The sequence below is a fragment of the Rhizobium sp. KNZ14-9A genome (assembly GCF_056755015.1).
In genome coordinates, this window is the sequence record NZ_JBPGXB010000002.1 from 3,969,149 (window position 1) to 3,993,265 (window position 24,117).

Here is a 24,117-nt window from a genome sequence, read left to right on the forward strand (position 1 = left end):
GCAGACTTCCTTAAGGAATACGGAGCCGGCGGTCGAAGAGGCCGCCGGCTTTTTCGCCGAGCGTTGGGTGGTTACGCCTTGACGCAGTTGTTCCAGGTGGAATGCGCAGCCGCAAGCGGGACCTCCGGGATCACTATGAGATTTTGATCTTTTAGCCGTTCATCACGAATGGAACGGCTACGCGCCTCGCTCCATTTTGGCTTCCTGAGGCAATGCCAATGATAGGGAGCACGAAGATGTACTTCGAACTCAAGGACGCCACAGCCGATATCCTCGCCAAGAGCCGTCGGCATAACGAACTCTGCGATCTTCCGCTTGACCTGATCTCCTCCAAACGTGAGGCCTATGACATTCAGGCGATTGCGCAGGATGCGCTGGGTTTCGAGCGCAAGGGCTATGCGCTCGTCGGCACGAGCGAGGAATCGCGCCACACTCTCGGTCTTGCAAAGTCGATCTATTCCGAAATTCCTGCTTCCGCACTGTTTGCCGGCACGAAGGAATTCCGGCTGCCGCAAGGCACCATCGGTGTCCAGTGTGAGCTGGTTTTCACGATGCTGCGGTCTTATCCGGATATCGGAGAGCCGATCAACCTCGACAGTGCTGCTGAAGCGGTGCTCGATTGTCGCCCGGCCGTCGGCATTCTCGGCCGGCGCACGCGGCGGGTCTTCACGGGAGATTACGCAGCGATCGCCGACTTCGGCCTACATGTCGCAACCCTGTGCGGTGATCATACCGGAGCGCTGACATCAGCCGATCTTGCCAGCATCGATATTACAACCTTCCTGTTCAAGCAGACGGTCTTTTCGGGGACATCCGCATCGGTCATGGGCAATCCGCTCAATGCCGTCGTCTGGCTGACAAACCAACTTTCGGCGAACGGCAGGCAGCTTCAGGCCAACGATATCGTTGCGACGGGATCGTGCACCACCATTCTTCAGGTTTGGCCCGGCCAGCATCTGGCGGCTGATTTCGGACCGCTTGGACAGGTCGAATGCATCTTTGCGTGACACGCATTTCAAACGGAAAGGACAAGGTATGAGGTCGCAGCGAAAGCCATTCATTGTCGAGATCAAGAAGACGAAACAGTTCTGCCGCAAGCCGGTTCCGGCTGAGGCCAATCGCCCGGACGCAGCGATGAAGACAGGGACAAAGACGGCTGTCGGCCTGGCCATCCGGAGCGAGGGGCGCGCCTGATGGTTAGTCGCAACATTCCTCACGAATATTTCCTGCTTGATGCCGCGAAGGCAGACGGCCCTGTGGTCGGTCATCTTCGCGGCAAACCGATTTCTGCCGTGGTCATCGACCGGAACGGTGGCTGCTATCGGTTTGTCGGCGTTGCCGCCAGAGATGGCCGCGGCAGACTTGATGTCATGTCGCTCAAACAGGGCGAATGGATCCTTGCACCTGACCTCGTCTATGCAGAAGCGGCTTAGAGACTCTACGGATCAATCCTTACCGATGATGAGAACAAGCGGGTCTGCCCACAGCGATTCACAGGGAATCCCGCGCAACAAAAAAGGCCGGAAGAGCGATGCCCTTCCGGCCTTTTGTCGTGTCCTTGCGAAGCCGATCAGGCAGCTTCGGTCGTATGGGCCTTGCGGACTTCGTCGTCAGTCAGGATGCCGCTGGCGCGGAGCAGAGCGGCGAAGCGGCCGTTCGAGTGGCTGAGCTCATCGAAGCTGCCGTGCTCGACGATGCGGCCGTTATCCAGGAACAGCACCATATCCGCCTCGCGGACCGTCGAGAGACGGTGGGCGATGATGAAGGTGGTGCGGTTCTGACGCAGGTTGTCGATCGCCGCCTTGACGCGGGCTTCCGTCTCGACGTCGAGAGCGGAGGTCGCCTCGTCCAGCACCAGGATCGGCGCATCCTTAAGAATGGCGCGGGCGATCGCGATACGCTGGCGTTCACCGCCGGAGAGCTTGTTGCCGCGCTCGCCGACATGGGTGTCGTACTGCTCGTCGCGGTTCTCGATGAAGTCGGCAGCGGCAGCCGCTTCGGCGGCGCGGCGCATATCCTCTTCCGAAGCGTTCTCGCGGCCGAGGCGGATGTTGTCGCTGATCGAGCGGTTCAACAGGCCCGCGTCCTGGAAGACGGTGGCGATATAGCGGCGCAGCGACTTGCGCGTGACCTTGCTGATATCGTGGCCGTCGACGAGGATCTGGCCGCCCTGCGGGTCATAGACGCGCTGGAGCAGGTTGACGAGCGTCGTCTTGCCAGCGCCGGTCGGGCCGACGATCGCAACCGTCTGGCCGGCCTTCACCTTGAAGGAGACGTTGTGCAGGCCCTGCGAGCTGTTGGCGAAGCCGAAGGAGACGTCGTTGAACTCGACGTCACCCTTGACGTCCTTGATCTCGCCGTTTCCGGCCGGCTCTTCGCGTTCGCGGACGGAATCTTCCAGATTGTAGAAGTCTTCCAGCTTCGAACGGGCTTCGAAAATCTGCGTGGCGAACTGACGCATCAGGTCAAGGCGGGCAATCAGCAGGTTGGCGAAGCCAATGAAGGCGATAACGTCGCCGACGCGCAGTTCGCCGTTCTGGACGAGCACGGTGCCGATGACGAGCACGACCATCATGGCGATCGTCGAGGCCATGCGGTTCAGCGCGCTCGCAAGCGCCCACCAGTCGAGTACCGGATACTGCGCCTGCAGCAGGCGATCGGCGAAGGACTTCAGCGCACGCGTCTCGGCATCGATGCGGTTGTAGCTATGGAGAACCGAGACGTTGCTGATGGAATCGCTGACATGGCCGAAGACGGTATGATAGTGGTTTTCGACCGAAGCCTGGCCGTCCTTGGTGCGGCTCATGACCACACGGCCGATGATCCAATAGGCGATACCGAGCACGATCAGGACTGCGGAGAGACGCAGATCCATGGACATTGCGGTCGGGATGAGCAGACCAAGCGCAATGACCGTCGAAAGATGGTTGCGCATGAACTCCAGCCACAGGCCGAACAGAGTTTCGCAAGCGCGCAGCAGCGTGTGCAGCGCGTTGGATGTGCCCCGCTGGTGGTGCCAGGAAAGCGGCATGGAGATGATGCGGCCGAATGCCTCGGTCAGAAGCGTCGCGCGGCGGCCATGGGCCAACCTGTCGGCTTCGCGTGCCACGAGGACGAACGCTATGGTGTTGAAGACGGCAAACGCCGCCCACATCATGAGGATCGGCTTGACCTCGCCCTTGCCGGAAATCGCATCGATGATACGGCCGAACAGTATCGGCTCGGCGATGGTGATGGCCGCCAATACGATATTCGCGATAACGACGAGGGATACGCGGAGCTTGTAGGCGCCAAGATAGCGCAGAGCCCTTGCATAGACCTTGAATAACGACACGTCGGGACCTCTTTTGCATCTGCGAAAAAACGGGATGATGCGATGCTACAAAGATCTACCTGAACCGACGATTAACGGGATATTCAGGTTTGGAATCCGGCTTCGAAATTCGCGCGTACGGTGCGATCGCTCAGTGCGATAAGTGACCATAGTTTCGAAATTGTTGCTTAGGCATACATCGCGACAATTTGCGCTTGCATTCCCTGGAGCGTCTAGCGCACCATCCAGTTTGTGAACTGCAATTTTTTAATAAAGACCGTTCAGCGGCGGGTTATCGGGCCTGCTCCGGCGGCCTCGTTGGTCCGGGCAAGGGGCATTTTGTGCAAATTCATTCTTTAATTCAATTACTTGTGATTCTAGAGGAACATTCCGACAGCGAAAGCGCGATCGAAGAACTCGACAAGGTGATCCGCGCGAGCGGATTCGATTTCTATGGTCTGCTTCGCCACCCCAAGCAGGGAGACAACCCATGGAGTGTGACTATGGCCAGCCGGTGGCCGGACAGATGGTCACACGTCTATGCAGTGAAAAAATATGTGCTCGTCGATCCGACCGTGCGGTATCTTGCACATGCGCAGCGGCCCTTCCGCTGGCGCGACAGCATGGCCGCTTTTAGGGCCGACCCGCATCAGCGCCGCATGGAGCAGATGATGGTCGATGCCTTCGGCCATGGGCTGGAAGACGGCTATGTCTTCCCGATCTATGGACGAAACGGCATCTTGGGCAGCCTCAGCCTCGGCGGTAAGCCCGTCGAGCTTTCACCGGCTGAAATCTCGCTTTTCGAGGCGATCGCCCGCAAAACCTTCTGGCGGCTGCTCGATCTGCAGGGCGAAGCTGCGACGCTGGAAACGGTGCCGATAACCGACACACAGCTGACCCGGCGCGAAATGGAAATCCTGCATTATCTCGCCGAGGGTATGACCTCGATGGAAATCAGCAAGCATCTGAAGATCTCCAATCATACGGTCGACTGGTACATGAACGGTCTGCAGGATAAGCTGAAGGCCAAGAACCGGCAGCAGGCGGTGGCGCTTGCTTTCCGGTATGGTTTGATTACCTGAGATCTAAGAAATTCTATTTCGTCGAGACGAGGGAAATTGAACTTTCTGTAACAGCACGTTAAGAATTCTCTTCGCGGGTGCAGCATGGCCCGTTTTTCGTGCTTTGAGGAGAGTACATTGCCCATATCGAAGATCCTTGTCGCCAACCGTTCCGAAATCGCCATCCGCGTCTTCCGCGCGGCCAATGAGCTCGGAATAAAAACGGTCGCGATATGGGCTGAGGAAGACAAGCTGGCGCTGCACCGCTTTAAGGCCGATGAGAGCTATCAAGTCGGCCGCGGCCCGCATCTCGCCCGTGATCTCGGCCCGATCGAAAGCTATCTTTCGATCGACGAAGTGATCCGTGTCGCCAAGCTTTCCGGCGCCGACGCCATTCATCCGGGCTACGGTCTGCTTTCGGAAAGCCCCGAATTCGTCGATGCCTGCAACGCCGCAGGCATCACCTTCATCGGCCCGAGGGCCGATACTATGCGTCAGCTCGGCAACAAGGTGGCAGCGCGCAATCTCGCCATTTCGGTCGGCGTTCCGGTCGTTCCGGCGACTGAGCCGCTGCCTGACGATATGGCGGAAGTTGCCAAGATGGCTGCCGCGATCGGCTATCCCGTGATGCTGAAGGCGTCCTGGGGCGGCGGCGGTCGCGGCATGCGCGTCATCCGCTCCAAAGCAGATCTCGCTCGCGAGGTAACCGAGGCCAAGCGCGAGGCGATGGCTGCCTTCGGCAAGGACGAAGTCTATCTCGAAAAGCTCGTCGAGCGCGCCCGCCACGTCGAAAGCCAGATTCTTGGCGATACACACGGCAATGTCGTGCATCTCTTCGAGCGCGACTGCTCTATTCAGCGCCGTAACCAAAAGGTCGTCGAGCGCGCGCCCGCCCCATATCTGTCGGAAGCGCAGCGTCAGGAACTTGCAGCCTATTCGCTGAAGATCGCGCAGGCGACGAATTATGTCGGCGCCGGCACTGTCGAATACCTGATGGATGCCGATACCGGCAAATTCTACTTCATCGAAGTCAATCCGCGCATCCAGGTCGAGCATACGGTCACCGAAGTCGTGACCGGCATCGATATCGTCAAGGCACAGATCCATATCCTCGACGGTTTCGCGATCGGCACTGAGGAATCCGGCGTGCCGAAGCAGGCGGATATCCGCCTCAACGGCCATGCGCTGCAGTGCCGTATCACGACGGAAGATCCGGAGCACAATTTCATTCCGGACTATGGCCGCATCACTGCCTATCGCTCGGCATCGGGCTTCGGCATTCGCCTCGACGGCGGCACGTCCTATACCGGCGCGATCATCACCCGCTACTACGACCCGTTGCTGGTGAAGGTGACGGCTTGGGCGCCGAACCCGCTGGAGGCGATTTCGCGCATGGACCGCGCACTGCGCGAATTCCGTATTCGTGGTGTTGCCACCAACCTGACCTTCCTGGAAGCGATCATTACGCATCCGAAGTTCAGAGATAACACCTATACGACCCGTTTCATCGACACCACGCCTGAGCTCTTCCAGCAGGTCAAGCGCCAGGACCGTGCCACCAAGCTTTTGACCTATCTCGCCGATGTCACCGTCAACGGGCATCCCGAGGCAAAGGATCGCCCACGGCCATCGGAGGATGCCGCCAAGCCGGTCGTACCCTACGCAGACGGCGGCAAGATCCCCGATGGTACGAAGCAGCTTCTCGACCAGCTCGGTCCGAAGAAATTCGGCGAGTGGATGCGCGAGCAGAAGCAGGTGCTGCTGACCGATACGACAATGCGCGACGGTCACCAGTCACTGCTCGCCACCCGCATGCGCACCTATGACATTGCCAAGATCGCCGGCACCTATGCGCATGCGCTGCCAAATCTCTTGTCGCTGGAATGTTGGGGTGGTGCGACTTTCGACGTCTCCATGCGCTTTCTGACCGAGGATCCATGGGAGCGTCTGGGGCTGATCCGCGAGGGAGCTCCCAACCTGCTGCTGCAGATGCTGCTGCGCGGCGCGAACGGCGTCGGCTACAAGAACTACCCCGATAATGTCGTCAAATACTTCGTCCGACAGGCCGCCAAGGGCGGTATCGATCTCTTCCGTGTCTTCGACTGCCTGAACTGGGTAGAGAATATGCGCGTGTCGATGGACGCCGTTGCCGAGGAGAACAAGCTCTGCGAAGCGGCGATCTGCTATACGGGCGATATCCTCAATTCGGCGCGACCGAAGTATGACCTGAAATATTATACGGATCTTGCCGTCGAGCTCGAAAAGGCCGGCGCGCATATCATCGCGCTGAAGGACATGGCGGGCCTCCTGAAGCCGGCCGCGGCCAAGGTGCTGTTCAAGGCGCTGCGCGAAGCGACCAGCCTGCCGATCCACTTCCACACGCATGATACGTCGGGCATTGCCGCGGCCACGGTTCTTGCTGCCGTGGATGCAGGCGTCGATGCCGTCGATGCAGCGATGGATGCACTGTCAGGCAATACCTCGCAGCCCTGCCTGGGTTCCATCGTCGAAGCGCTGCGTGGCTCCGAGCGCGATCCGGGCCTCGATCCGGAATGGATCCGCCGCATCTCTTTCTATTGGGAAGCGGTTCGCAATCAATATGCGGCCTTCGAGAGTGACCTCAAGGGACCTGCTTCGGAAGTCTACCTGCACGAAATGCCGGGCGGCCAGTTCACCAACCTCAAGGAACAGGCCCGTTCGCTAGGGCTCGAGACCCGCTGGCACCAGGTGGCGCAGGCCTATGCCGACGCCAACCAGATGTTCGGCGATATCGTCAAGGTGACGCCGTCGTCCAAGGTCGTTGGCGATATGGCGCTGATGATGGTGAGCCAAGACCTGACGGTTGCCGATGTGGTCAGCGCTGAGAAAGAAGTTTCTTTCCCGGAATCGGTCGTCTCGATGCTGAAGGGCGATCTCGGCCAGCCTCCGTCAGGATGGCCGGAAGCGCTGCAGAAGAAGGCTCTGAAGGGAGAGCAACCTTATACGGTGCGCCCCGGCTCGCTGCTTGACGATGCCGACCTCGACGCGGAGCGCAAGGCGATCGAGACCAAGCTGGAGCGTGAAGTCAGCGACTTCGAGTTTGCCTCCTACCTGATGTATCCGAAGGTCTTCACCGATTTCGCATTGGCTGCGGACACTTATGGTCCGGTCTCGGTGCTGCCGACGCCCTCCTATTTCTACGGCCTCAAGGATGGCGAAGAGCTGTTTGCCGATATCGAAAAGGGCAAGACGCTGGTCATCGTGAACCAGGCGATGAGCGGCACCGATAGCCAGGGCATGGTCACCGTCTTCTTCGAACTCAATGGCCAACCGCGCCGCATCAAGGTGCCGGATCGGGCGCACGGCGCTTCGGGGGCTGCGGCCCGCCGCAAGGCGGAAGCCGGCAATGCCGTCCATGTCGGGGCGCCGATGCCAGGCGTCATCTCGCGTGTCTTCATTGCGCCTGGCCAGGTCGTCAGTGCCGGTGACGTACTCGTCTCCATCGAGGCGATGAAGATGGAAACGGCGCTGCATGCGGAAAAGGACGGCACGATTTCGGAAGTCCTGGTCAAGGCCGGCGACCAGATCGACGCCAAGGATCTGCTCGTCGTCTATGCCGGTTAAGAAGACGACGGACGATCGTTTCCGGCATCACCCGATTGTGTACGATAGTGTCGTTAAAAAGCTGATTTTTCTATGAGTTAGCAGCCTTCTCGCCTTGCCGGGCGAGGAGGCTTTCTCATAGACTTCGGCTCCCATCACCGCCCCCAAGATCAATCAGGGATCATCTCATGAGCAAGTTGAAGATTGCCGTCATCGTTGGCAGCACGCGTATTGGCCGTTTCGCTGAACATCCGGCCAAGTGGATCGCCGAGCTCGTCGACCAGCGTTCCGATCTCGAAGTCGAGGTTCTCGATCTTCTCGACTACCCGATGCATTTCTTCGGCGAAGCGCGCGCCACCACGGCGGAAAGCGAAACCGCCGAGCGCTGGAAGAAGAAGCTGCGCGAATTCGACGGCTTCATCTTCACGGTCGCCGAATATAACCATGCTCCGACGGCTGTTCTGAAAAACGCGATCGATCTCGGCGAATTCATCCATAAGCCGGTCGGCTTCGTCGGTTACGGCGGCGTCGGTGGCGCACGCGCCGTCGAGCAGCTTCGTCTGGTCTTCGTCGAAATGAGTGCAGCTTCTGTCAGGACGGGGGTACACATCGCGTTCAGCGAATATCTTGCCGTTCTGAAGGAAGGCAGGAGCCTCGGCGATTACGCGCATCTGAACGAAGCTGCCAAGAACCTGCTCGATCAGCTGACCTGGTGGGGAAATGCGCTGAAGGCAGCACGTGCCGTCGTCACTGCCGCCTGATCGGAATTTCCGTATGCCGGGATTTCGCATCCCGGCATCGCCTCAAATATCGTAGGTATGAGCGGCGTTGATGGTAGAGATGAAGCGCTTGGTGCGCTCCTTCTCCGGCGTATTGAAGATCGCTCTGGCGCTGCCGGTTTCCACCACGCTGCCGGCCTCCAGAAAAACCACGTCATTGGCAATCTTGGAGGCGAGGCGAAGATCATGGGTCGCCATGACCATGGTCGTGCCTTCCCTGGCAAGCTGACCCAGCACATCCACCACTTCCGCTGACAGTTCCGGATCAAGCGCAGACGTCGGCTCGTCGCAGAGCAATACGCGCGGCGAAGGCGCAAGAGCGCGGGCGATCGCCACGCGCTGCTGCTGGCCGCCGGAGAGCGTCGAGGGCCAGGCATCGGTCTTGTGTGCCATGCCGACCTTGGTCAGCAGCTCCATGGCGCGTTCGCGCGCCTTTTCCCTTGGCCATTTCAGGACTGTGACCAGACCTTCCATGACGTTTTCGATCGCCGTCTGATGCGGAAAGAGCTGAAAGTTCTGGAACACCATGCCGGTCTGACGACGGATCTTCTGGATTGCCTGCCAGCCCACACGCTTGCCGGGCGTGAAAGAGAGCGTTTCTTCGCCGAGGCGAATGGTGCCTACGGTCGGGATCTCCAGGAGATTGATGCAGCGGAGCAGGGTGCTCTTGCCGCCGCCGGAGGGGCCGACGAGGGCGGTGACGCTGCCTTCCGGGATGCGGATGCTGATGTCCTTCAAGATGACGGCGTCGCCGAAGCGCTTTTCGATATTGGAAAGCTCGATCATGCATTTGCCTCCAGCATCCCGCCGTAACGGGCGAACCGGCGCTCCAGCCGCTGCTGCAGCGTCGAGAGTACGGAGCTCAAGGCGAGATAGATCAGCGCCGCCTCAATATAAAGGATCAGCGGTTCGTAGGTGGTCGCGACGATGCGCTGTGCGGCCTGGAAGAGCTCGGGCACTGTGATGGCAGCTGCGAGCGAGGTATCCTTGACCAGTGAAATGAAGGTATTAGACAGGGGCGGTACTGCGACGCGGGCCGCCTGCGGCAGGATGGTGCGGCTCATGGCCTGGCGCCAGCTCATGCCGATCGAATAGGCCGCTTCCCATTGGCCCTTTGGCACAGAGGAGATGACGGCGCGGATGATTTCGGAGCTGTAGGCGCCGATATTCAGCGTGAAGCCGATGAGCGCTGCCGGAAAGGCGTCGAGCAGAATGCCGATGCTGGGCAGGCCATAAAAGATCACGAAGAGCTGGACGAGCAGCGGCGTGCCGCGGATGACCCAGACATAGAAGCGCGCGATGGCTGCGACGGGCTCAGGGCCGAAGAGGCGGGCGATCGCGGTGATCAGGCCCAGGATCAGTCCAAAGGCGAAGGAAAGCAGGGTCAAGGGGATGGTGAAGATCAGCCCCGCCCAGAGGAGCGAGGGAAGCGATTCCGCCATCAGTTGGAGCCAGTGCGGCAAGGGCGTGTCCTCAAGAAAAGACGCGTCCGGCGAGTGTTCGCCGGACGCTTTCTCATGCAGCTATAAATGATATGGCGGCAGCGCGAAACCGCCGGTGTCAGGACTTACTTCGAAACGTCCTGGCCGAAATACTTGTCGGCGATCTTCTTGTAGGTGCCATCAGCCTTGATATCGGCGAGCGCCTTGTTGATCGCGTCGAGCAGTTCCGGCTCGCCCTTGCGGATGATGATGCCGGAATAGTCGGCATTTTCCTGCTGGGCCACGATCTTCACTGGAGCGTCCGGCTTGTGCTTCTTGAAGTCCAGGAAGGAGAGGCTGTCGTTGATCGTTGCGTCGGCGCGCTTCGTCAGGACGAGCTGGATCGACTGATCGAAGCCGTCGGTGCCGACGAGTTCGGCGCCCGCTTCCGTGGCGATCTTGCCGAAGTTGCTGGTCAGCGACTGGGCGGACTTCTTGCCCTTGAGATCGGCGAAGGTCTTGATGCTGTCGTCGCCGTCGCGAACGATCAGTACGGCCTTCGACGCGATATAGGGTTCGGAGAAGTCGTACTTCTGCTTGCGCGCGTCGGTGATACCGACCTGGTTGATGACGGTGTCATAACGCTTGGCGTCGAGGCCGGCGATCAGGCCGTCCCATTTGCCTTCGATGAATTCCGCCTTGACGCCGAGCTTGGCGGCCACCGCTTCGCCGATCTCGACGTCGAAGCCGACGAGCTTGCCGCTTTCGTCATGATAGGTGAAGGGCGCATAGGTGCCTTCCGTGCCGATCTTGAAGACGCCGGCAGACTTGATGGCGCTGAGGTTTTCGCCGGCATGGGCGGGCAGCAGGGCTGCAGCCTGAATGAGGGCGGCGGCGGCGACGGTTTTCAACCAGTTCATTGTTCTATCCATCCTTGGGAAGATTGTGTTCGGATGGTCGATACATCGCAGAAAATTGCGGTATCGAAAGCGTAGAAAACTGCAAATAAAAGCGGCAACTGCGAATATTTTTCTCAAGCTGCCACTCTGACCACGAATCTGGCTGAAACCGGTATCAGGCCACGGCGCGACGACGCAATTTTTCGCTGACGATGATGATCAAGCCCGCGCCAAGAATCATCACCGCACCGACGACGACATTCTGCGTGGGTACATCAGCCCAAATCAGATAGCCGAGGATGAAGGCCCAGACGAGCGATGTATATTCGAAGGGCGCGAGCACCGACACTGGAGCCTGACGCATGCCTTCAAAGAGGGCGAACTGGGCGCAGCCGGCGACGACACCGGTGCCGATGAGCAGGGCGAGTTGCGTGAGAGTTGGGGTCTGCCAGGTGTAGATCACGGCAATACCGGTCATTATGAGGAAGAAGACGTTGGAGACCGCAAGCTGGATGATAGTCTTCTCATGCAGCGAGGTTTTGCGCAGCAATACCATGGCGGAAGCCCAGAGCACGGCTGCCTGCAGCGCCAGATAGACCGGCCAGGAGATCGTGAGCCCGACGGGATTGCTGGCGATGAGCACACCGACGAAGCCGACACCGACCGCTAGCCAACGGGCGGGGGTGACCTCTTCCTTCAGGATGAACCAGGCGAGCAAGGTGCCGACGACAGGCGCTGCGTAATAGAGCGTCGTGACCTCGGCGAGCTGCAGATGACTTGCGGCCGTGTAGTATGAAAGCCATGCACAGAGCAGAAGGATGCTGCGGGCAATCATCGGCTTGATGATCGGCGAGGTGATCGCCTGATGCACAAGTTTGCTGCGGCCATAGGCGAGGCAGCCGAGAAGGATGGTGAGGCTGCGGAAGAACAGGATCTGCCAAACGGGAATGCTCGCCGTCAAAACCTTGACGATCGCATCATGGAAAGTGAACGCCATATAGGCGGCGGTCGTGAGCAGGATGCCCAGGCTGACGGAGTTTTTCACGGGATGTACCAGAGGCGGGCTATGCCGGCGGGAATCGGGAATGCCTGATCGATAGTCCTGCCCCCGGAGACGGTCAATATGCGAGATTTCGCCCTGGTCGTGGAGCTTTGTTTCAGAGCGTCAGAAAACGTGTGATCGTGCATGTTGCGTGCACGTTTATCAGTGTTTATGCATGATTTCAGATTTTGAAGGGTTGATCCGGTATAAACATGCAAGATTTCCTGTTGCGGGAACGCCAGACTGTCATTTCCGAGCGACTGAAGACGCATGGCCGCGTGCTGGCTGCAGAACTGGCACTCGAATTCGGCGTCTCGGAGGATACGGTGCGGCGCGATCTGCGCGAGATGGCGGCGGCAGGGCTCTGTGAGAGGGTATATGGCGGAGCGCTGCCGATTTCGCCGGCGCACGGAAGTCTGACCCAGCGCATGAGCTTTGCTGCCGACCGGAAACAGGCGCTGGCCCGCGCCGCGGCAGAGGAAATCGTCGCAGGTACGACGGTATTCTTCGATGCCGGCAGCACCAATCTGGCGATTGCCAATGCTCTGCCGGCCGATCTTCCGTTGACCGCTGCCACAAACGCGCCGGCGATTGCCGCGGCCCTGATCGAGAAGCCCGGTGTCAACGTGATCCTGATCGGTGGTCTGGTCGACCGCCAGACCGGCGGATCGCTTGGCGCAAAGGCCTTGCGGGACATGGAGCAGCTTTCGCCTGACCTTTGCATCCTGGGCGCCTGCGGCGTCGATATCGAGGCGGGACTGACGACTTTCGGCTTCGAGGATGCGGAGTTCAAGAGGTTCGCCACGTCGAGGAGCAAACGGGTGCTGGTAGCGGCGACGTCGGAAAAATTCGGTACGGCTGCGCCACACAGCGTTCTGCCGGTCGCGCATTGCGAATGCCTTGTCGTCGAGCACGATGCGGATGCCGCCATGCTCGAACAATACCGTGCACGCGGGTGCCGGACGATCATTGCGGACAAGACGGCTTGAGACCGTTCCGCCTTTTACGGGGATCGGGCAGGCAAGCCCGATCAAGAGGAAAGACAAGGAAATGGATAACAATGTGAGTGCAGCGCCGTGGGTACGGAGCGGCTTCATTACCAGGAGCAGAGCAGCGGTCTCGCTGCTCTTTCTCATGAATGGTTTCGTCGTCGGCTGCTGGGCGCCGAAGATTCCCGACTTTGCCGAGCGGCTGGGACTCACCAAGTTCGAGCTTGGGCTGATGATCCTCGTCTTCGGTTTCGGCTCGCTGGTCATGATGCCAATCGCCGGCGCGCAGATCGCCAAGCATGGTTCACGCGTTGTCGTGCGGGTGCTCGCCGTCTGTTTGCTGCCAATGCTTCTGGCGCTGACGCTGGCTCCCAACGTCATCATAGGGGCGATCTCGCTCTTCCTATTCGGCGGTTTCATGGGCGCGATGGACGTGGCAATGAACGCCAATGCCGTGGCGGTGGAAAAATCCATGCGCCGCGCGATCATGTCATCCTGCCATGCGTTCTGGAGCCTTGGCGGCCTGATCGGCTCCGGCCTTGGCGGCCTGGTGATCTCCAGGCTCGGCATTCTCGGCCACGCGGAACTGGCGACCGTGCTGGCCGCTGTTTTCCTTGCCGTTGCCTGGCCGATGGTTCTGGCCGATCCGCCGCATCCCGATACCAAGAAGGAGAAAACGAAGCTGCCGATGGTGCCGCTGCCGTGGCTGCTCGGTGTTATGGCGCTGTTCTGCATGGTGCCGGAAGGTGCTGTCCTCGACTGGGGGGCGCTTTATCTCAGGCAGGAAATGGGTGCGTCGGTCGCCCTCTCCGGCCTCGGCTTCGCGGCCTTCTCGGCGGCTATGGCGACCATGCGCTTTGCCGGCGATCTGGTCCGCGATCGTCTCGGCGGGGTCAAGACGCTGCGCATCTGCACGCTCTTTGCCATCGTCGGCATGCTGCTTGCGAGCCTTGCGCCTAATGCCGAAATCGCCATCATCGGCTTCGCGCTTTGCGGTATTGGTATTTCGAACATGGTGCCGATCGCCTTTTCGGCAGCGGGCAACATCCCCGGTCTGAAGCCCGGCATCGGCATCTCCGTCGTCACGACCCTGGGCTATTCCGGCATGCTGGTGGCGCCTTCTGTGATCGGCTTCGTGGCCGAGCATGTGGGCTTTGCGGCCGTCTTTATGGCGTTGCCGGTGCTGCTGCTCGTGGTTCTCGCATTCTCCAGGCTCGCGCAATATGCCGACGGGGTCTCGGGCGGCGGCCACTGAGCCGCCTCCAAACAAAAGTGATATACGGGGCGGTTGACAAGCTCGCGGGCTTGATCCACCTGAAAGGCTCTGTTTTCCGGGTGTAAGAGCTCTTTATGTCTGCTTTCGATTTCGATCCGAAACCGCGCCGCGCTTCCGTTGCCGTCGATGTCGGCGGTGTCATCGTCGGCGGCGGTGCGCCGGTCGTCGTGCAATCCATGACCAACACCGATACGGCGGATGTGGATTCCACGGTTGCGCAGGTGGCTGCACTCCATCGCGCCGGTTCGGAGCTGGTACGCATCACCGTCGACCGCGACGAAAGTGCTGCCGCCGTGCCGAAGATCCGCGAGCGGCTGCTGCGCCTCGGCATGGATGTGCCGCTGATCGGCGATTTCCACTATATCGGCCACAAGCTGCTTGCCGATCATCCGGCCTGCGCCGAAGCGCTGGCGAAATATCGCATCAACCCCGGCAATGTCGGTTTCAAGGACAAGAAGGACAAGCAGTTCGCCGAAATCATCGAGATGGCGATCCGCTATAACAAACCGGTGCGCATCGGTGTCAACTGGGGTTCGCTGGACCAGGAACTGCTGACGCAGCTGATGGACAAGAACCAGGCCGAAGGATCGCCGCTTTCGGCCCGGCAGGTGACGCACGAGGCGATCGTGCAGTCGGCGTTGCTGTCTGCCCAGCTTGCCGAAGAGATCGGCCTGCCGCGCAACCGCATCATCCTGTCGGCCAAGGTCAGCCAGGTCCAGGATCTGATCGCCGTCAATTCCATGCTCGCCGAACGCTCCAACCATGCGCTGCATCTCGGCCTGACCGAAGCCGGCATGGGCACCAAGGGCATCGTCGCCTCTTCGGCTGCCATGGGCTATGTGCTGCAGAACGGCATCGGCGATACGATCCGCATTTCGCTGACGCCGGAGCCGAATGGTGACCGCACCCGCGAGGTGCAAGTGGCGCAGGAACTGCTGCAGGTCATGGGTTTCCGCCAGTTTGTGCCGGTCGTCGCGGCCTGTCCCGGCTGTGGGCGCACGACCTCGACGGTATTCCAGGAGCTCGCGCAGAACATCCAGAACGACATCCGCAAGAATATGCCGATCTGGCGTGAGAAATATCCGGGTGTGGAAGCACTCAATGTCGCCGTCATGGGCTGTATCGTCAATGGACCGGGCGAAAGCAAACATGCCGATATCGGCATTTCGCTTCCCGGCACCGGCGAGACGCCGGCTGCCCCCGTCTTCATCGACGGCAAGAAGGCCCTGACGCTGCGCGGCCCAAATATCGCCTCGGATTTCGAGGCGCTCGTCATCGACTATATCGAGAAGCGTTTCGGCCAGAAGACGGCAGCGGAGTAATCACTCCGCTTTTCGACGACCTCCTGCAGCAGGGCTGGATAGTCCCGCCCTTCCCCTGTCTCAGCTCTTGCGTTCGGCCACGAACTGGGCCGTGGCGATCAACACTGCGGCGCGTTCACCATAGGGGGCGAGCAGCTCTTCCGCGTCCTCGACATGCTGACGCAGCCGCTTCTCCGCCCATTCCATGCCGTGAAGTGCCACCAGCGTTCCCTTGCCGCGGGCGGCATCCTTGCCGGTCGCCTTGCCCATCGTCTGGGCATCAGAGATCAGGTCGAGAATATCGTCGGCAAGCTGGAAGGCGAGGCCGATCTTTTCGCCGAAGCGGCGCAGGCGCTGCCGGTCTTCGGCCGAAGCGCCGGCAATGATGGCGCCGGCCTCGCAGGCGAAGCGGATCAGTGCACCCGTCTTCATCGCCTGCAGACGAATGATGCCGGCTTCATCGGGCGCCTGCTTTTCCGCCGCAAGATCAAGGGCCTGTCCGCCGGCCATGCCGCCGAGGCCAGCGGCGCGGGCGATCGCCAGAACGAGTTCTGTCTTGCTGCGGTCCGGCAGGTCGGTTTCCGGCGCGGCGATGATGTCGAACGCGTAGGTCAGCAGGCTGTCGCCCGCCAGAATGGCGGTCGCTTCGTCGAATTTGATGTGTACGGTCGGCTTGCCGCGGCGCAGGTCGTCGTCGTCCATAGCCGGCAGATCGTCGTGAACGAGTGAATAGCTATGGATGCATTCGAGTGCCGCGCCGACGCGAAGTGCTGCCTGCCTGTTGCCGCCGAGAAGTGCTGCGCTCTCGATGACAAGGAAGGGGCGCAGGCGTTTGCCGCCATTCAGGACGGCGTAGTGCATGGCGCTTCGCAGAAGATCGGGACGGGCGATCTCGTCGGACAGCATGGCAGGAGCGAGCAGCAGATCGAGCAGCCCCTCGATCTCGGCGGCGCTGTTTTTCAACCGTGTCTCGAATGTTTCCCGCTTAGCGTCCATCCGCGCTCTTTGGCACGGCAGAACGGCTGCTGGCAACGGAATTGTCGATCACCGCGTCAAGATTTCCGCTGCACTCTGGCAATGACGGTTTTCAGGCGGTATGACAACGACAAGGGCGAAATCGGACTGGGACATTGGATATAGCGCCGCAGACAGAGGAGAGCGTCGATGCGCCGGTTCGCCGGCGCTGGGTTGGAGACCGCCAGGTGCTGAAGCGCATTGTTCTTGCCGTTCTGGCGGTGCTGCTTTTGCCCTATGTGCTGATCCTTCTCTATCTGCTGCCCTTCATCCATCCGGTTTCGACGCTGATGCTGCGCGACCTCGTGCTTCTGCGTGGTTATGACCGGCGGTGGGTGTCGATCGACGATGTTGCGCCTGTGCTCGTGCAATCGGTGATGATGTCGGAAGACGGGCAATATTGCTTCCACGGCGGTGTCGATTGGGGCGAGATGCGGATGCTGGTCGAGGATACGCTGAAGGGCCAGGAGACGCGTGGCGGCAGCACCATTCCCATGCAGACGGCGAAGAACCTGTTCCTCTGGAACAGCCGCTCCTTCATCCGCAAGGGATTGGAACTGCCGCTGGCTGTCGGCTCCGATTTCGTCTGGTCGAAGCGGCGGCTGATGGAGATTTATCTCAACATCGCCGAATGGGGGCCAGGCATTTACGGTATCGAGGCGGCTGCGCAATATCACTTCAAGGTGCCTGCCTCGAAGCTTACGCGCCGCCAGGCATCGTTGCTTGCGGTTTCGCTGCCGAACCCGATCGATCGCAATGCCGGAAAACCCGGACGAGGGCTGCGCAGGCTTGCAGCGCTCATCGAACGGCGGGCGCAGGGCTCGGGCGATTACATCAAGTGCATCTATGATTGAATCAGAACTTGTCGTTGGAAGCGGCAAGCGTCATCTGACATTCTTGATCCTGCCATATGGGCGAATGCATCAGCAATCAAAGCCCCGAGTCGCCCATGACCACCACGACACTTTCGCCCGAGCTTCTCCAGTATTCGAAGACCCATAATCCGGCTCCGCCGCGGCATCTCGGCTCCCGCTACCAGAAGCTCGGCGGCTTCCTGCCCGAGCGGGGCAACACGATCGTCTGCCATCCCCCGAGGGGCTCACGAACGCAGCAGGTGCTGATCGAAGCGCGTGAGAGATATCTGGCGATGCCCGAGGCACCACAATTCATCTTCACGCCAATCACCAGCCTCCATATGACGCTTTTTGAAGGCGTGATCGAGACCGGCCGCAAGGAGAACCATTGGCCTGATAATATTCCGCTCGATACGCCGATCGATGACATGACAGAGCTCCTGGGCGCGCGGCTCGAAGGCTTCAAGATGTTCGATCCCTTCAAGGTCGCGATCGTCGAAGCCCGTCCGTCCGGCCTACTCCTCGAGGGTGCGACAGAGGATGACCGCAAGGTTATGCGCGCCTGGCGCGACGCATTCGCCGATCTCCTGGGTTACCGTCAGCCCCACCATGAGAATTACAAGTTCCACATGACCTTCACCTATGCGATCGAGCGGCTGGAAGACGAGGCGCTGCCGCGCTGGCAGGCAATGCTTGACGAGGTGACAGAGGATATCCGCAGCAGGGCGCCGGTACTGGAACTCAACCCGCCGGCCTTCTGCGTGTTCGAGGATATGAACCACTTCCACGAACTGCTGATCTTCGATTTCGAACCCTGACAGGAACACACCATGGACAAGCTGACGCTCTATATCGCCAACAAGAACTACTCTTCCTGGTCCTTCCGGCCGTGGATGGCGCTGACGGGCGTCGGCATCGATTTCGAAGAGGTGCTGATCCCCTTCGATTATCCAAACGGCAATCCCAATATCAAGGCGGTCTCTCCGAGCGGCCATGTGCCCCTGCTGCAGCACGGTGCGCTGAAGATCTGGGAATCCTTCGCGATCATCGAATATGTAGCCGAGCTTTACCCAGATGCCGGGTTGCTGCCGAAGCATCGCGCCGAGCGGGCGCTCGCCCGTTCGGCCTCCATGGAGATGATGTCGAGCTTCCGGGCGCTGCGCAGCGCCTGCCCGATGAATATTCGCCGGCCGAAGGGCAAGATCGCGCTGCCTGACGGCATCTCTGCCGATATCAGTCGCATCGAGACAATCTGGCGCGACCTGCTGCAGAAATCCGGTGGACCGTTCCTCTTCGGTGCATTCAGCGGAGCGGATGCGATGTTTGCGCCCGTCGTCAATCGCTTCGATATCTATGATCTCGTCAGCAGCGCCGATATACTGGCTTACATGAACACGATGAAGGCGCATCCGGCTTGGCGGAAGTGGGAAGAAGCAGCCCGCGCCGAGCCGTGGATCGTACCGGAAGACGAAGTCTAAGCGGAGAATCAGAGGCATCGCAAAAAATACATATGGGGACTGGTCAAGGCCGCGCCTTGCATGTATAAGCGCGCAAAATTCCGAAATCGCGACATGTCCGTTTCGGCCGCCAGTCTGGCCGTGGGAATGTTTTGCCCGCAAGTGGAGTAAGAGAAATGGCTGTACCGAAGAGAAAAACGAGCCCGTCCAAGCGCGGCATGCGCCGTTCGGCTGATGCGCTGAAGGCTCCGACCTATGTCGAAGACAAGAACTCCGGCGAACTGCGCCGCCCGCACCATATCGATCTGAAGACCGGTATGTACCGTGGCCGCCAGGTTCTGACGCCGAAGGAAAGCGCATAATTCTTTATGCGGTTTTGTCCTATGAAGGTTTTGAAGGCTGGCTCTATGCCGGCCTTTTTCTTTTCAGGATATTATAATCTTCAGTGCCTTGAAGTGACACGGTGATGTCAGGCAGTATTCCCTAGAGATCAGGGAGATTTTTCTGCATGATTACCGCAATGCCGCTGATGGTTATTCCATTTATTCTTTACAATCTGGCGATGCTGGGCCTGATGGGCGGCGGCGGAATTCCCTCGCTACAGCACGATGTGATCGTGCTGTCGATGCTTTCGGGCGCAATCTGGAGCATGGCGCTCGGCGATCTTTTCATCGTCGTGGCGCTCGTTGTACTCTTCTTCGAGATCCTGAAGGCGACCCGGAACGCTTCCGGCAACCTCATCAACCATATGCTGTCGATGCTGGTCTTCATCGCCTTCCTGGTCGAGTTTCTTCTCGTCCAGGATGCGGCGACCCAGGTCTTCTTCATCCTGATGACCATTGCGCTGATCGACGTGATCGGCGGCTTTGCGGTGTCGATCCGCAGCGCCGGCCGGGACGTTTCGATCGGCCTATAGGTTGTCGAGCTTGTTCTGCAGTGCGCGAAGCTGTTCCTTCAGCTCGTCGATGTCCTTCGCCTCTGCCTTGCGGCTTTCCTTGGGCGGCGGCGTCATGAAGGGCGAGAACATCTGCATGGCCTGCTGGAACATCTCGGTATTCCGGCGGACCTGCTCCTCGACCATTTGCATGGGAAGCTGCAGGTTCTTGCCGAGCGGCGTTTCGCCGAAGGCACGGTTCACCTGCTCACGGATCTGCGACTGTTGTTCCGTGAAGGCTCGCATGGAATGTTCCAGGAAGCTCGGAACGACCATCTGCATCTGGTCGCCGTAGTAGGTGATCAGCTGACGCAGGAAGGAGATCGGAAGCAGCGTGTTGCCGGTCTTCGATTCCTGCTCGAAAATAATCTGGGTCAGTACCGAATGTGTGATGTCGTCACCGCTTTTGGCGTCCTGGACGACAAAATCCTCCCCCTTCTTCACCATCTCCGCCAGGTCTTCCAGCGTCACATAGGTGCTGGTGCCTGTATTATAGAGGCGGCGATTGGCATATTTCTTAATTACGATCTGACCCTCAGTCTTCGCCATATCAGTCTCCCGAACCCCGTCTGATTGTATGGATACTCCTCCACCAGAGACTGTAGACGCAAAAGAAGGGCGGTGACAATCTCTTTGTGCGATGCGGCAAGCCCTTTCCCTGTACGGATAAATCCATTTGAGGGCGCTGCAGCAAATGGTGGAATAGTCTTGGCATTTGACTTGCGCCTGCAGCTTTGTCAGTTTCCACTTATATGTGTGACGAGAAACGAGGAAACCACCCCATGAGCAGTTCATCCGTCGTCATCGCCAGCGCAGCGCGCACCGCTGTCGGTTCCTTCAACGGTGCTTTCGGCACAATTCCCGCTCACGAGCTCGGCGCAGCCGCCATCAAGGGCGCGCTGGAGCGGGCAGGTGTCTCCCCTGAAGACGTGGACGAGGTCATCCTTGGCCAGGTCCTGCAGGCCGGCGAGGGCCAGAACCCCGCTCGCCAGGCGGCGATGAAGGCCGGTGTACCCAAGGAGGCGACGGCCTGGAGCGTCAACCAGCTCTGCGGTTCCGGCCTGCGTGCCGTTGCCCTCGGCATGCAGCAGATCGCGCTCGGTGATGCGAAGATCATCGTCGCCGGCGGTCAGGAATCCATGTCGATGGCGCCACACGCGGCGCATTTGCGCGGCGGTGTGAAGATGGGCGACATGAAGATGATCGACACCATGATCAAGGACGGTCTAACCGATGCCTTTTACGGCTATCACATGGGCGTTACTGCAGAAAATATCGCACGCCAATGGCAGCTTTCGCGCGACGACCAGGACCAGTTCGCCGTCGGATCGCAGAACAAGGCAGAAGCCGCGCAGAAGGCTGGCCGCTTCCGGGATGAAATCGTTCCCTTCATCATTCAGGGCCGCAAGGGTGATGTAACCGTCGATGCCGACGAATATATCCGTCACGGCGCGACGCTGGAGGCCATGGGCAAGCTGCGACCCGCCTTCGACAAGGATGGCACGGTGACCGCGGCGAATGCCTCCGGTCTCAACGACGGCGCTGCCGCAGCCGTGCTGATGAGCGAAGCGGAAGCGTCGCGTCGCGGCATCCAGCCGCTTGCCCGCATCGTTTCCTGGGCAACAGCCGGTGTCGATCCGCAAGTTATGGGGACCGGCCCGATCCCTGCTTCCCGCAAGGCGCTGGAAAAGGCCGGCTGGTCCGTCGCCGATCTAGACCTCGTCGAGGCCAATGAAGCCTTCGCGGCCCAAGCCTGCGCCGTGAACAAGGATCTCGGCTGGGATCCTGATATCGTCAACGTCAATGGCGGCGCGATCGCGATCGGTCATCCGATCGGCGCTTCGGGTGCGCGAGTTCTCAACACGCTCCTCTTCGAAATGAAGCGCCGCGGCGCCAAAAAGGGTCTCGCCACGCTTTGCATCGGCGGCGGCATGGGTGTCGCGATGTGCTTCGAGGCAATGTAAATAGCGTACAATGCATGTTTCTTGAGGCCCGCCCGAGAGCGGGCTGACAATAACTGGGGAGCGGAACATGAGCAGAGTGGCTTTGGTCACTGGTGGTACGCGCGGCATTGGCGCGGCAATTTCGATGGCTCTAAAGAATGCCGGCTATAAGGTTGCTGCCAACTACGCCGGCAATGATGAAAAGGCCAAGGCATTTCATAATGTTACCGGCGTGCCCGTCTTCAAGTGGGACGTGTCCGACTATCTTGCCTGCGGCGAAGGTATTGCGAGGGTCCAGGCTGAACTCGGCCCGGTCGAGATCCTCGTCAACAATGCCGGCATCACGCGCGATGCGATGTTTCACAAGATGACGCCGCAGCAGTGGCATGAGGTGATCAATACCAACCTCACCGGCCTCTTCAACATGACGCACCATGTGTGGAGCGGCATGCGTGACCGCAGCTTCGGCCGCATCGTCAATATCTCCTCCATCAACGGCCAGAAGGGCCAGATGGGGCAGGTGAACTATTCTGCCGCAAAAGCCGGCGACCTCGGGTTTACCAAGGCGCTTGCCCAGGAAGGTGCGGTCAAGGACATCACCGTCAACGCCATCTGCCCCGGTTATATCGGGACGGAGATGGTGCTTGCCGTGCCGGAAAAGGTGATGAATGAGAAGATCATTCCGCAAATCCCGGTCGGGCGCCTCGGCGAACCCGAGGAGATCGCGCGCTGCGTGACCTTCCTCGTTTCCGACGATGCCGGTTTCATTACCGGTTCGACGTTGACGGCCAATGGCGGTCAGTTCTTCGTCTGAACCTATTTCTTCTGGCTGTGGACGTAGTTGCTCGGGAAGCTGCCGGCACTGTCATAGGGGCCGGCAGACGCTCCATAAGCCGCGAGGGCAATGGTGATGAGGGCTGCGATCGCGATGATCTTGTTCATGGTCGTGTCTCCCTGCGGACGGGCGCGCGTATAGTTGACGACACGCGGTTCGGTTCATTGATGGAGTCAGGCGTTCGGATGACGCCGTCTATTGGCTTTGACGGGCACTTTCTGGAAGGCGCGGTCCTGCTTGCGGAGGGCAGCGACTGCCGTCGTGAGGAAAGCCGAGGCGATCAGGACGGCGACGGCGGAATTCAGGAAAATCTGGGCCATGGTAGCGTTCCTTTTCATTCAGGGGCGGCACATGCTCTGCCCTTGTGATGTTGAAAAGGAATATGCGCTTGGTCCTGTTGGCGCGGTAGATTTGCCTTCAGCGACCGATCGTCAACGCGGCGTTGACGACAAAAGCGGGCAAGAAAAACGGGCGCTGAAGCGCCCGTTCAAAATTTCCGATGGGCCGATGCTGATTAGCGGCAACGCGCTTCGTAGCGGCGACCGTAGCGGTCGCGATAGATGCAGTAGCCGCGGCGTTCAACCGACTGGCCGATCAGTGCGCCTGTCAGACCGCCGGCGACTGCGCCGACTGCCGCGCCACCCCAGCTGTTGCTGACGGCGCCGCCGATGATGGCGCCCGTGCCCGCACCAATCGCCGTGCCCTGCTCCGTCGGGGTGCAGGAGGCGAGAGCGCCAATGAGAGCGCAGCTAAGAACAATCCTTTTCATGTCTAACTCCCCAGGTTACCGGCCTTTAAATTCGGCCCATCAGTACAAGAATGATAATGATGACGAGAACTAACCCCAAACCACCGGAAGGTCCATAGCCCCAGCCGCGGCTATAACCCCAATTCGGCAAGGCGCCGACCAATAACAGAATAAGGATAATAAGAAGTATCGTGCCAAGCATGGTGTTTGTCCTGCCTCATTCTCATTTCGACTGGACTAGAAACCCGCATCCGCGATTTTTGTTCCCGGCTAAACTCTCAGAATATCACGGCGGCGTTATCACCCATTGCGACAGAAGCCGAATTTAGCCGGTTCCTTCGAAAGCAAGTCGGCGAAGTGCTATCTAGTATTTTCCGGGTATGGTTAAAATTCTCTTTGAATACAATATGTTGCGGTGAACAAAACAGGAAAATGAACATGTCTCCGATTCGTCGGCGATTCGTTCCGGCTTTGATCAGCCATGACTTTCATCGGCCTACCGGCACCGGCCTGCTTAAGGCTCCGTAAATTCGGCATGCAAAAGATTAATGCGATCCGACAGCTCGGAATGGCTGCGGCAAACCCAGAACCCGTATCTTGGGATCGGTGGCGAAAACGCCACAAGATCTCGCCGTGAACGAAAGGGGAAAACCTCGAGATCGGCGATTC

Annotated in this window: 27 protein-coding genes; 16 read left to right on the forward strand and 11 right to left on the reverse strand. The window is 59.6% G+C overall.

Annotated elements, in window-relative coordinates; all coding sequences use genetic code 11:
* Positions 1 to 236: 236 nt before the first annotated feature.
* Genes ACR9ZQ_RS26440 through ACR9ZQ_RS26450 form a run of 3 tightly spaced genes read left to right on the forward strand, consistent with a single transcriptional unit; the run spans position 237 to position 1,433 of the window.
* Positions 237 to 1,007, forward strand: coding sequence for a 2-keto-4-pentenoate hydratase (locus ACR9ZQ_RS26440; RefSeq protein ID WP_310385413.1), 771 nt, complete (start codon positions 237 to 239; stop codon positions 1,005 to 1,007).
* Positions 1,008 to 1,035: 28 nt separating this feature from the next.
* Positions 1,036 to 1,194, forward strand: a complete 159-nt coding sequence (locus ACR9ZQ_RS26445) for a hypothetical protein (protein ID WP_310385411.1) — start codon at positions 1,036 to 1,038, stop codon at positions 1,192 to 1,194.
* Positions 1,194 to 1,433 carry a hypothetical protein gene (locus tag ACR9ZQ_RS26450; protein ID WP_113319854.1) on the forward strand — a complete coding sequence of 80 codons (240 nt, stop codon included), beginning with the start codon at positions 1,194 to 1,196 and terminating at the stop codon, positions 1,431 to 1,433. Before ACR9ZQ_RS26445 ends, ACR9ZQ_RS26450 begins: the two co-directional genes overlap by 1 nt.
* A gap of 137 nt (positions 1,434 to 1,570) precedes the next feature.
* Here the strand turns inward: ACR9ZQ_RS26450 and ACR9ZQ_RS26455 are convergent, their stop codons facing one another.
* A complete protein-coding gene (locus ACR9ZQ_RS26455) occupies positions 1,571 to 3,334 on the reverse strand; it encodes a glucan ABC transporter ATP-binding protein/ permease (RefSeq protein ID WP_113319853.1) in 1,764 nt (587 codons plus the stop codon).
* 320 nt (positions 3,335 to 3,654) lie between these two features.
* On the opposite strand from ACR9ZQ_RS26455, the gene ACR9ZQ_RS26460 reads away from it, so the two are divergent.
* The 3 genes from ACR9ZQ_RS26460 (at position 3,655) to ACR9ZQ_RS26470 (ending at position 8,717) form a co-directional block, all read left to right on the forward strand.
* Entirely contained in the window at positions 3,655 to 4,395 is a 741-nt protein-coding gene (locus ACR9ZQ_RS26460; RefSeq protein ID WP_113319852.1) for a LuxR family transcriptional regulator, read from the forward strand.
* Positions 4,396 to 4,512: 117 nt separating this feature from the next.
* Positions 4,513 to 7,977 carry a pyruvate carboxylase gene (pyc, locus tag ACR9ZQ_RS26465; RefSeq protein ID WP_310385406.1) on the forward strand — a complete coding sequence of 1,155 codons (3,465 nt, stop codon included), beginning with the start codon at positions 4,513 to 4,515 and terminating at the stop codon, positions 7,975 to 7,977.
* Positions 7,978 to 8,144: 167 nt separating this feature from the next.
* Entirely contained in the window at positions 8,145 to 8,717 is a 573-nt protein-coding gene (locus ACR9ZQ_RS26470; protein ID WP_310385404.1) for an NADPH-dependent FMN reductase, read from the forward strand.
* 42 nt (positions 8,718 to 8,759) lie between these two features.
* Here ACR9ZQ_RS26470 and ACR9ZQ_RS26475 read toward each other — a convergent pair whose 3' ends face one another.
* The 4 genes from ACR9ZQ_RS26475 to ACR9ZQ_RS26490 form a co-directional block, all read right to left on the reverse strand.
* On the reverse strand, positions 8,760 to 9,521 hold the full coding sequence (locus ACR9ZQ_RS26475) for an amino acid ABC transporter ATP-binding protein (RefSeq protein WP_113183627.1): 762 nt from the start codon (positions 9,519 to 9,521) through the stop codon (positions 8,760 to 8,762).
* Entirely contained in the window at positions 9,518 to 10,198 is a 681-nt protein-coding gene (locus ACR9ZQ_RS26480; RefSeq protein WP_007827548.1) for an amino acid ABC transporter permease, read from the reverse strand. Before ACR9ZQ_RS26480 ends, ACR9ZQ_RS26475 begins: the two co-directional genes overlap by 4 nt.
* 104 nt (positions 10,199 to 10,302) lie before the next feature.
* A complete protein-coding gene (locus tag ACR9ZQ_RS26485; RefSeq protein WP_310385398.1) occupies positions 10,303 to 11,076 on the reverse strand; it encodes an amino acid ABC transporter substrate-binding protein in 774 nt (257 codons plus the stop codon).
* Between the two features lie 154 nt (positions 11,077 to 11,230).
* The gene (locus tag ACR9ZQ_RS26490; RefSeq protein ID WP_310385396.1) at positions 11,231 to 12,100 is read right to left on the reverse strand and encodes a DMT family transporter; all 870 of its coding nucleotides are present in this window, start codon (positions 12,098 to 12,100) and stop codon (positions 11,231 to 11,233) included.
* A 209-nt stretch (positions 12,101 to 12,309) separates the two neighbouring features.
* On the opposite strand from ACR9ZQ_RS26490, the gene ACR9ZQ_RS26495 reads away from it, so the two are divergent.
* From ACR9ZQ_RS26495 to ispG, 3 genes are all read left to right on the forward strand, one after another.
* Positions 12,310 to 13,086 (forward strand): DeoR/GlpR family DNA-binding transcription regulator, encoded by a 777-nt coding sequence (locus ACR9ZQ_RS26495; RefSeq protein ID WP_310385394.1) that lies wholly within the window; start codon positions 12,310 to 12,312, stop codon positions 13,084 to 13,086.
* Positions 13,087 to 13,147: 61 nt separating this feature from the next.
* A complete protein-coding gene (locus tag ACR9ZQ_RS26500) occupies positions 13,148 to 14,341 on the forward strand; it encodes an MFS transporter (RefSeq protein WP_310385392.1) in 1,194 nt (397 codons plus the stop codon).
* 95 nt (positions 14,342 to 14,436) lie between these two features.
* Positions 14,437 to 15,684, forward strand: coding sequence for a flavodoxin-dependent (E)-4-hydroxy-3-methylbut-2-enyl-diphosphate synthase (gene ispG, locus ACR9ZQ_RS26505; RefSeq protein ID WP_007827555.1), 1,248 nt, complete (start codon positions 14,437 to 14,439; stop codon positions 15,682 to 15,684).
* A 60-nt stretch (positions 15,685 to 15,744) separates the two neighbouring features.
* Here ispG and ACR9ZQ_RS26510 read toward each other — a convergent pair whose 3' ends face one another.
* The gene (locus tag ACR9ZQ_RS26510) at positions 15,745 to 16,659 is read right to left on the reverse strand and encodes a polyprenyl synthetase family protein (protein ID WP_310385390.1); all 915 of its coding nucleotides are present in this window, start codon (positions 16,657 to 16,659) and stop codon (positions 15,745 to 15,747) included.
* A gap of 134 nt (positions 16,660 to 16,793) precedes the next feature.
* On the opposite strand from ACR9ZQ_RS26510, the gene mtgA reads away from it, so the two are divergent.
* From mtgA to ACR9ZQ_RS26535, 5 genes are all read left to right on the forward strand, one after another.
* Entirely contained in the window at positions 16,794 to 17,531 is a 738-nt protein-coding gene (mtgA, locus tag ACR9ZQ_RS26515) for a monofunctional biosynthetic peptidoglycan transglycosylase (protein ID WP_310385387.1), read from the forward strand.
* Positions 17,532 to 17,626: 95 nt separating this feature from the next.
* Positions 17,627 to 18,349 (forward strand): DUF1868 domain-containing protein, encoded by a 723-nt coding sequence (locus tag ACR9ZQ_RS26520; RefSeq protein WP_310385385.1) that lies wholly within the window; start codon positions 17,627 to 17,629, stop codon positions 18,347 to 18,349.
* 12 nt (positions 18,350 to 18,361) lie between these two features.
* Entirely contained in the window at positions 18,362 to 19,009 is a 648-nt protein-coding gene (locus ACR9ZQ_RS26525) for a glutathione S-transferase family protein (protein WP_481429054.1), read from the forward strand.
* 155 nt (positions 19,010 to 19,164) lie between these two features.
* Positions 19,165 to 19,350 carry a 50S ribosomal protein L32 gene (rpmF, locus tag ACR9ZQ_RS26530; RefSeq protein ID WP_003543812.1) on the forward strand — a complete coding sequence of 62 codons (186 nt, stop codon included), beginning with the start codon at positions 19,165 to 19,167 and terminating at the stop codon, positions 19,348 to 19,350.
* A 146-nt stretch (positions 19,351 to 19,496) separates the two neighbouring features.
* On the forward strand, positions 19,497 to 19,904 hold the full coding sequence (locus ACR9ZQ_RS26535; RefSeq protein WP_007827565.1) for a hypothetical protein: 408 nt from the start codon (positions 19,497 to 19,499) through the stop codon (positions 19,902 to 19,904).
* Here the strand turns inward: ACR9ZQ_RS26535 and phaR are convergent.
* Positions 19,899 to 20,471: a polyhydroxyalkanoate synthesis repressor PhaR gene (gene phaR, locus ACR9ZQ_RS26540; protein ID WP_007827566.1), complete on the reverse strand. Its 573-nt coding sequence runs from the start codon at positions 20,469 to 20,471 to the stop codon at positions 19,899 to 19,901. The genes ACR9ZQ_RS26535 and phaR overlap by 6 nt on opposite strands.
* Positions 20,472 to 20,704: 233 nt before the next feature.
* Here phaR and ACR9ZQ_RS26545 point away from each other — a divergent pair, with 233 nt between their 5' ends.
* Both ACR9ZQ_RS26545 and phbB read left to right on the forward strand, forming a co-directional pair.
* Positions 20,705 to 21,886, forward strand: a complete 1,182-nt coding sequence (locus ACR9ZQ_RS26545; RefSeq protein WP_481429055.1) for an acetyl-CoA C-acetyltransferase — start codon at positions 20,705 to 20,707, stop codon at positions 21,884 to 21,886.
* Between the two features lie 67 nt (positions 21,887 to 21,953).
* A complete protein-coding gene (gene phbB / locus ACR9ZQ_RS26550) occupies positions 21,954 to 22,679 on the forward strand; it encodes a beta-ketoacyl-ACP reductase (RefSeq protein WP_310385227.1) in 726 nt (241 codons plus the stop codon).
* A gap of 2 nt (positions 22,680 to 22,681) precedes the next feature.
* Here the strand turns inward: phbB and ACR9ZQ_RS26555 are convergent, their stop codons facing one another.
* The 4 genes from ACR9ZQ_RS26555 to ACR9ZQ_RS26570 form a co-directional block, all read right to left on the reverse strand.
* The gene (locus ACR9ZQ_RS26555) at positions 22,682 to 22,807 is read right to left on the reverse strand and encodes a hypothetical protein (RefSeq protein WP_310385225.1); all 126 of its coding nucleotides are present in this window, start codon (positions 22,805 to 22,807) and stop codon (positions 22,682 to 22,684) included.
* Positions 22,808 to 22,873: 66 nt separating this feature from the next.
* The gene (locus tag ACR9ZQ_RS26560; protein WP_310385223.1) at positions 22,874 to 23,020 is read right to left on the reverse strand and encodes a hypothetical protein; all 147 of its coding nucleotides are present in this window, start codon (positions 23,018 to 23,020) and stop codon (positions 22,874 to 22,876) included.
* A gap of 194 nt (positions 23,021 to 23,214) precedes the next feature.
* Positions 23,215 to 23,469, reverse strand: a complete 255-nt coding sequence (locus ACR9ZQ_RS26565; protein WP_310385221.1) for a YMGG-like glycine zipper-containing protein — start codon at positions 23,467 to 23,469, stop codon at positions 23,215 to 23,217.
* Positions 23,470 to 23,494: 25 nt separating this feature from the next.
* Positions 23,495 to 23,650: a DUF3309 family protein gene (locus tag ACR9ZQ_RS26570; protein ID WP_007825451.1), complete on the reverse strand. Its 156-nt coding sequence runs from the start codon at positions 23,648 to 23,650 to the stop codon at positions 23,495 to 23,497.
* Between the last annotated feature and the right edge of the window lie 467 nt (positions 23,651 to 24,117).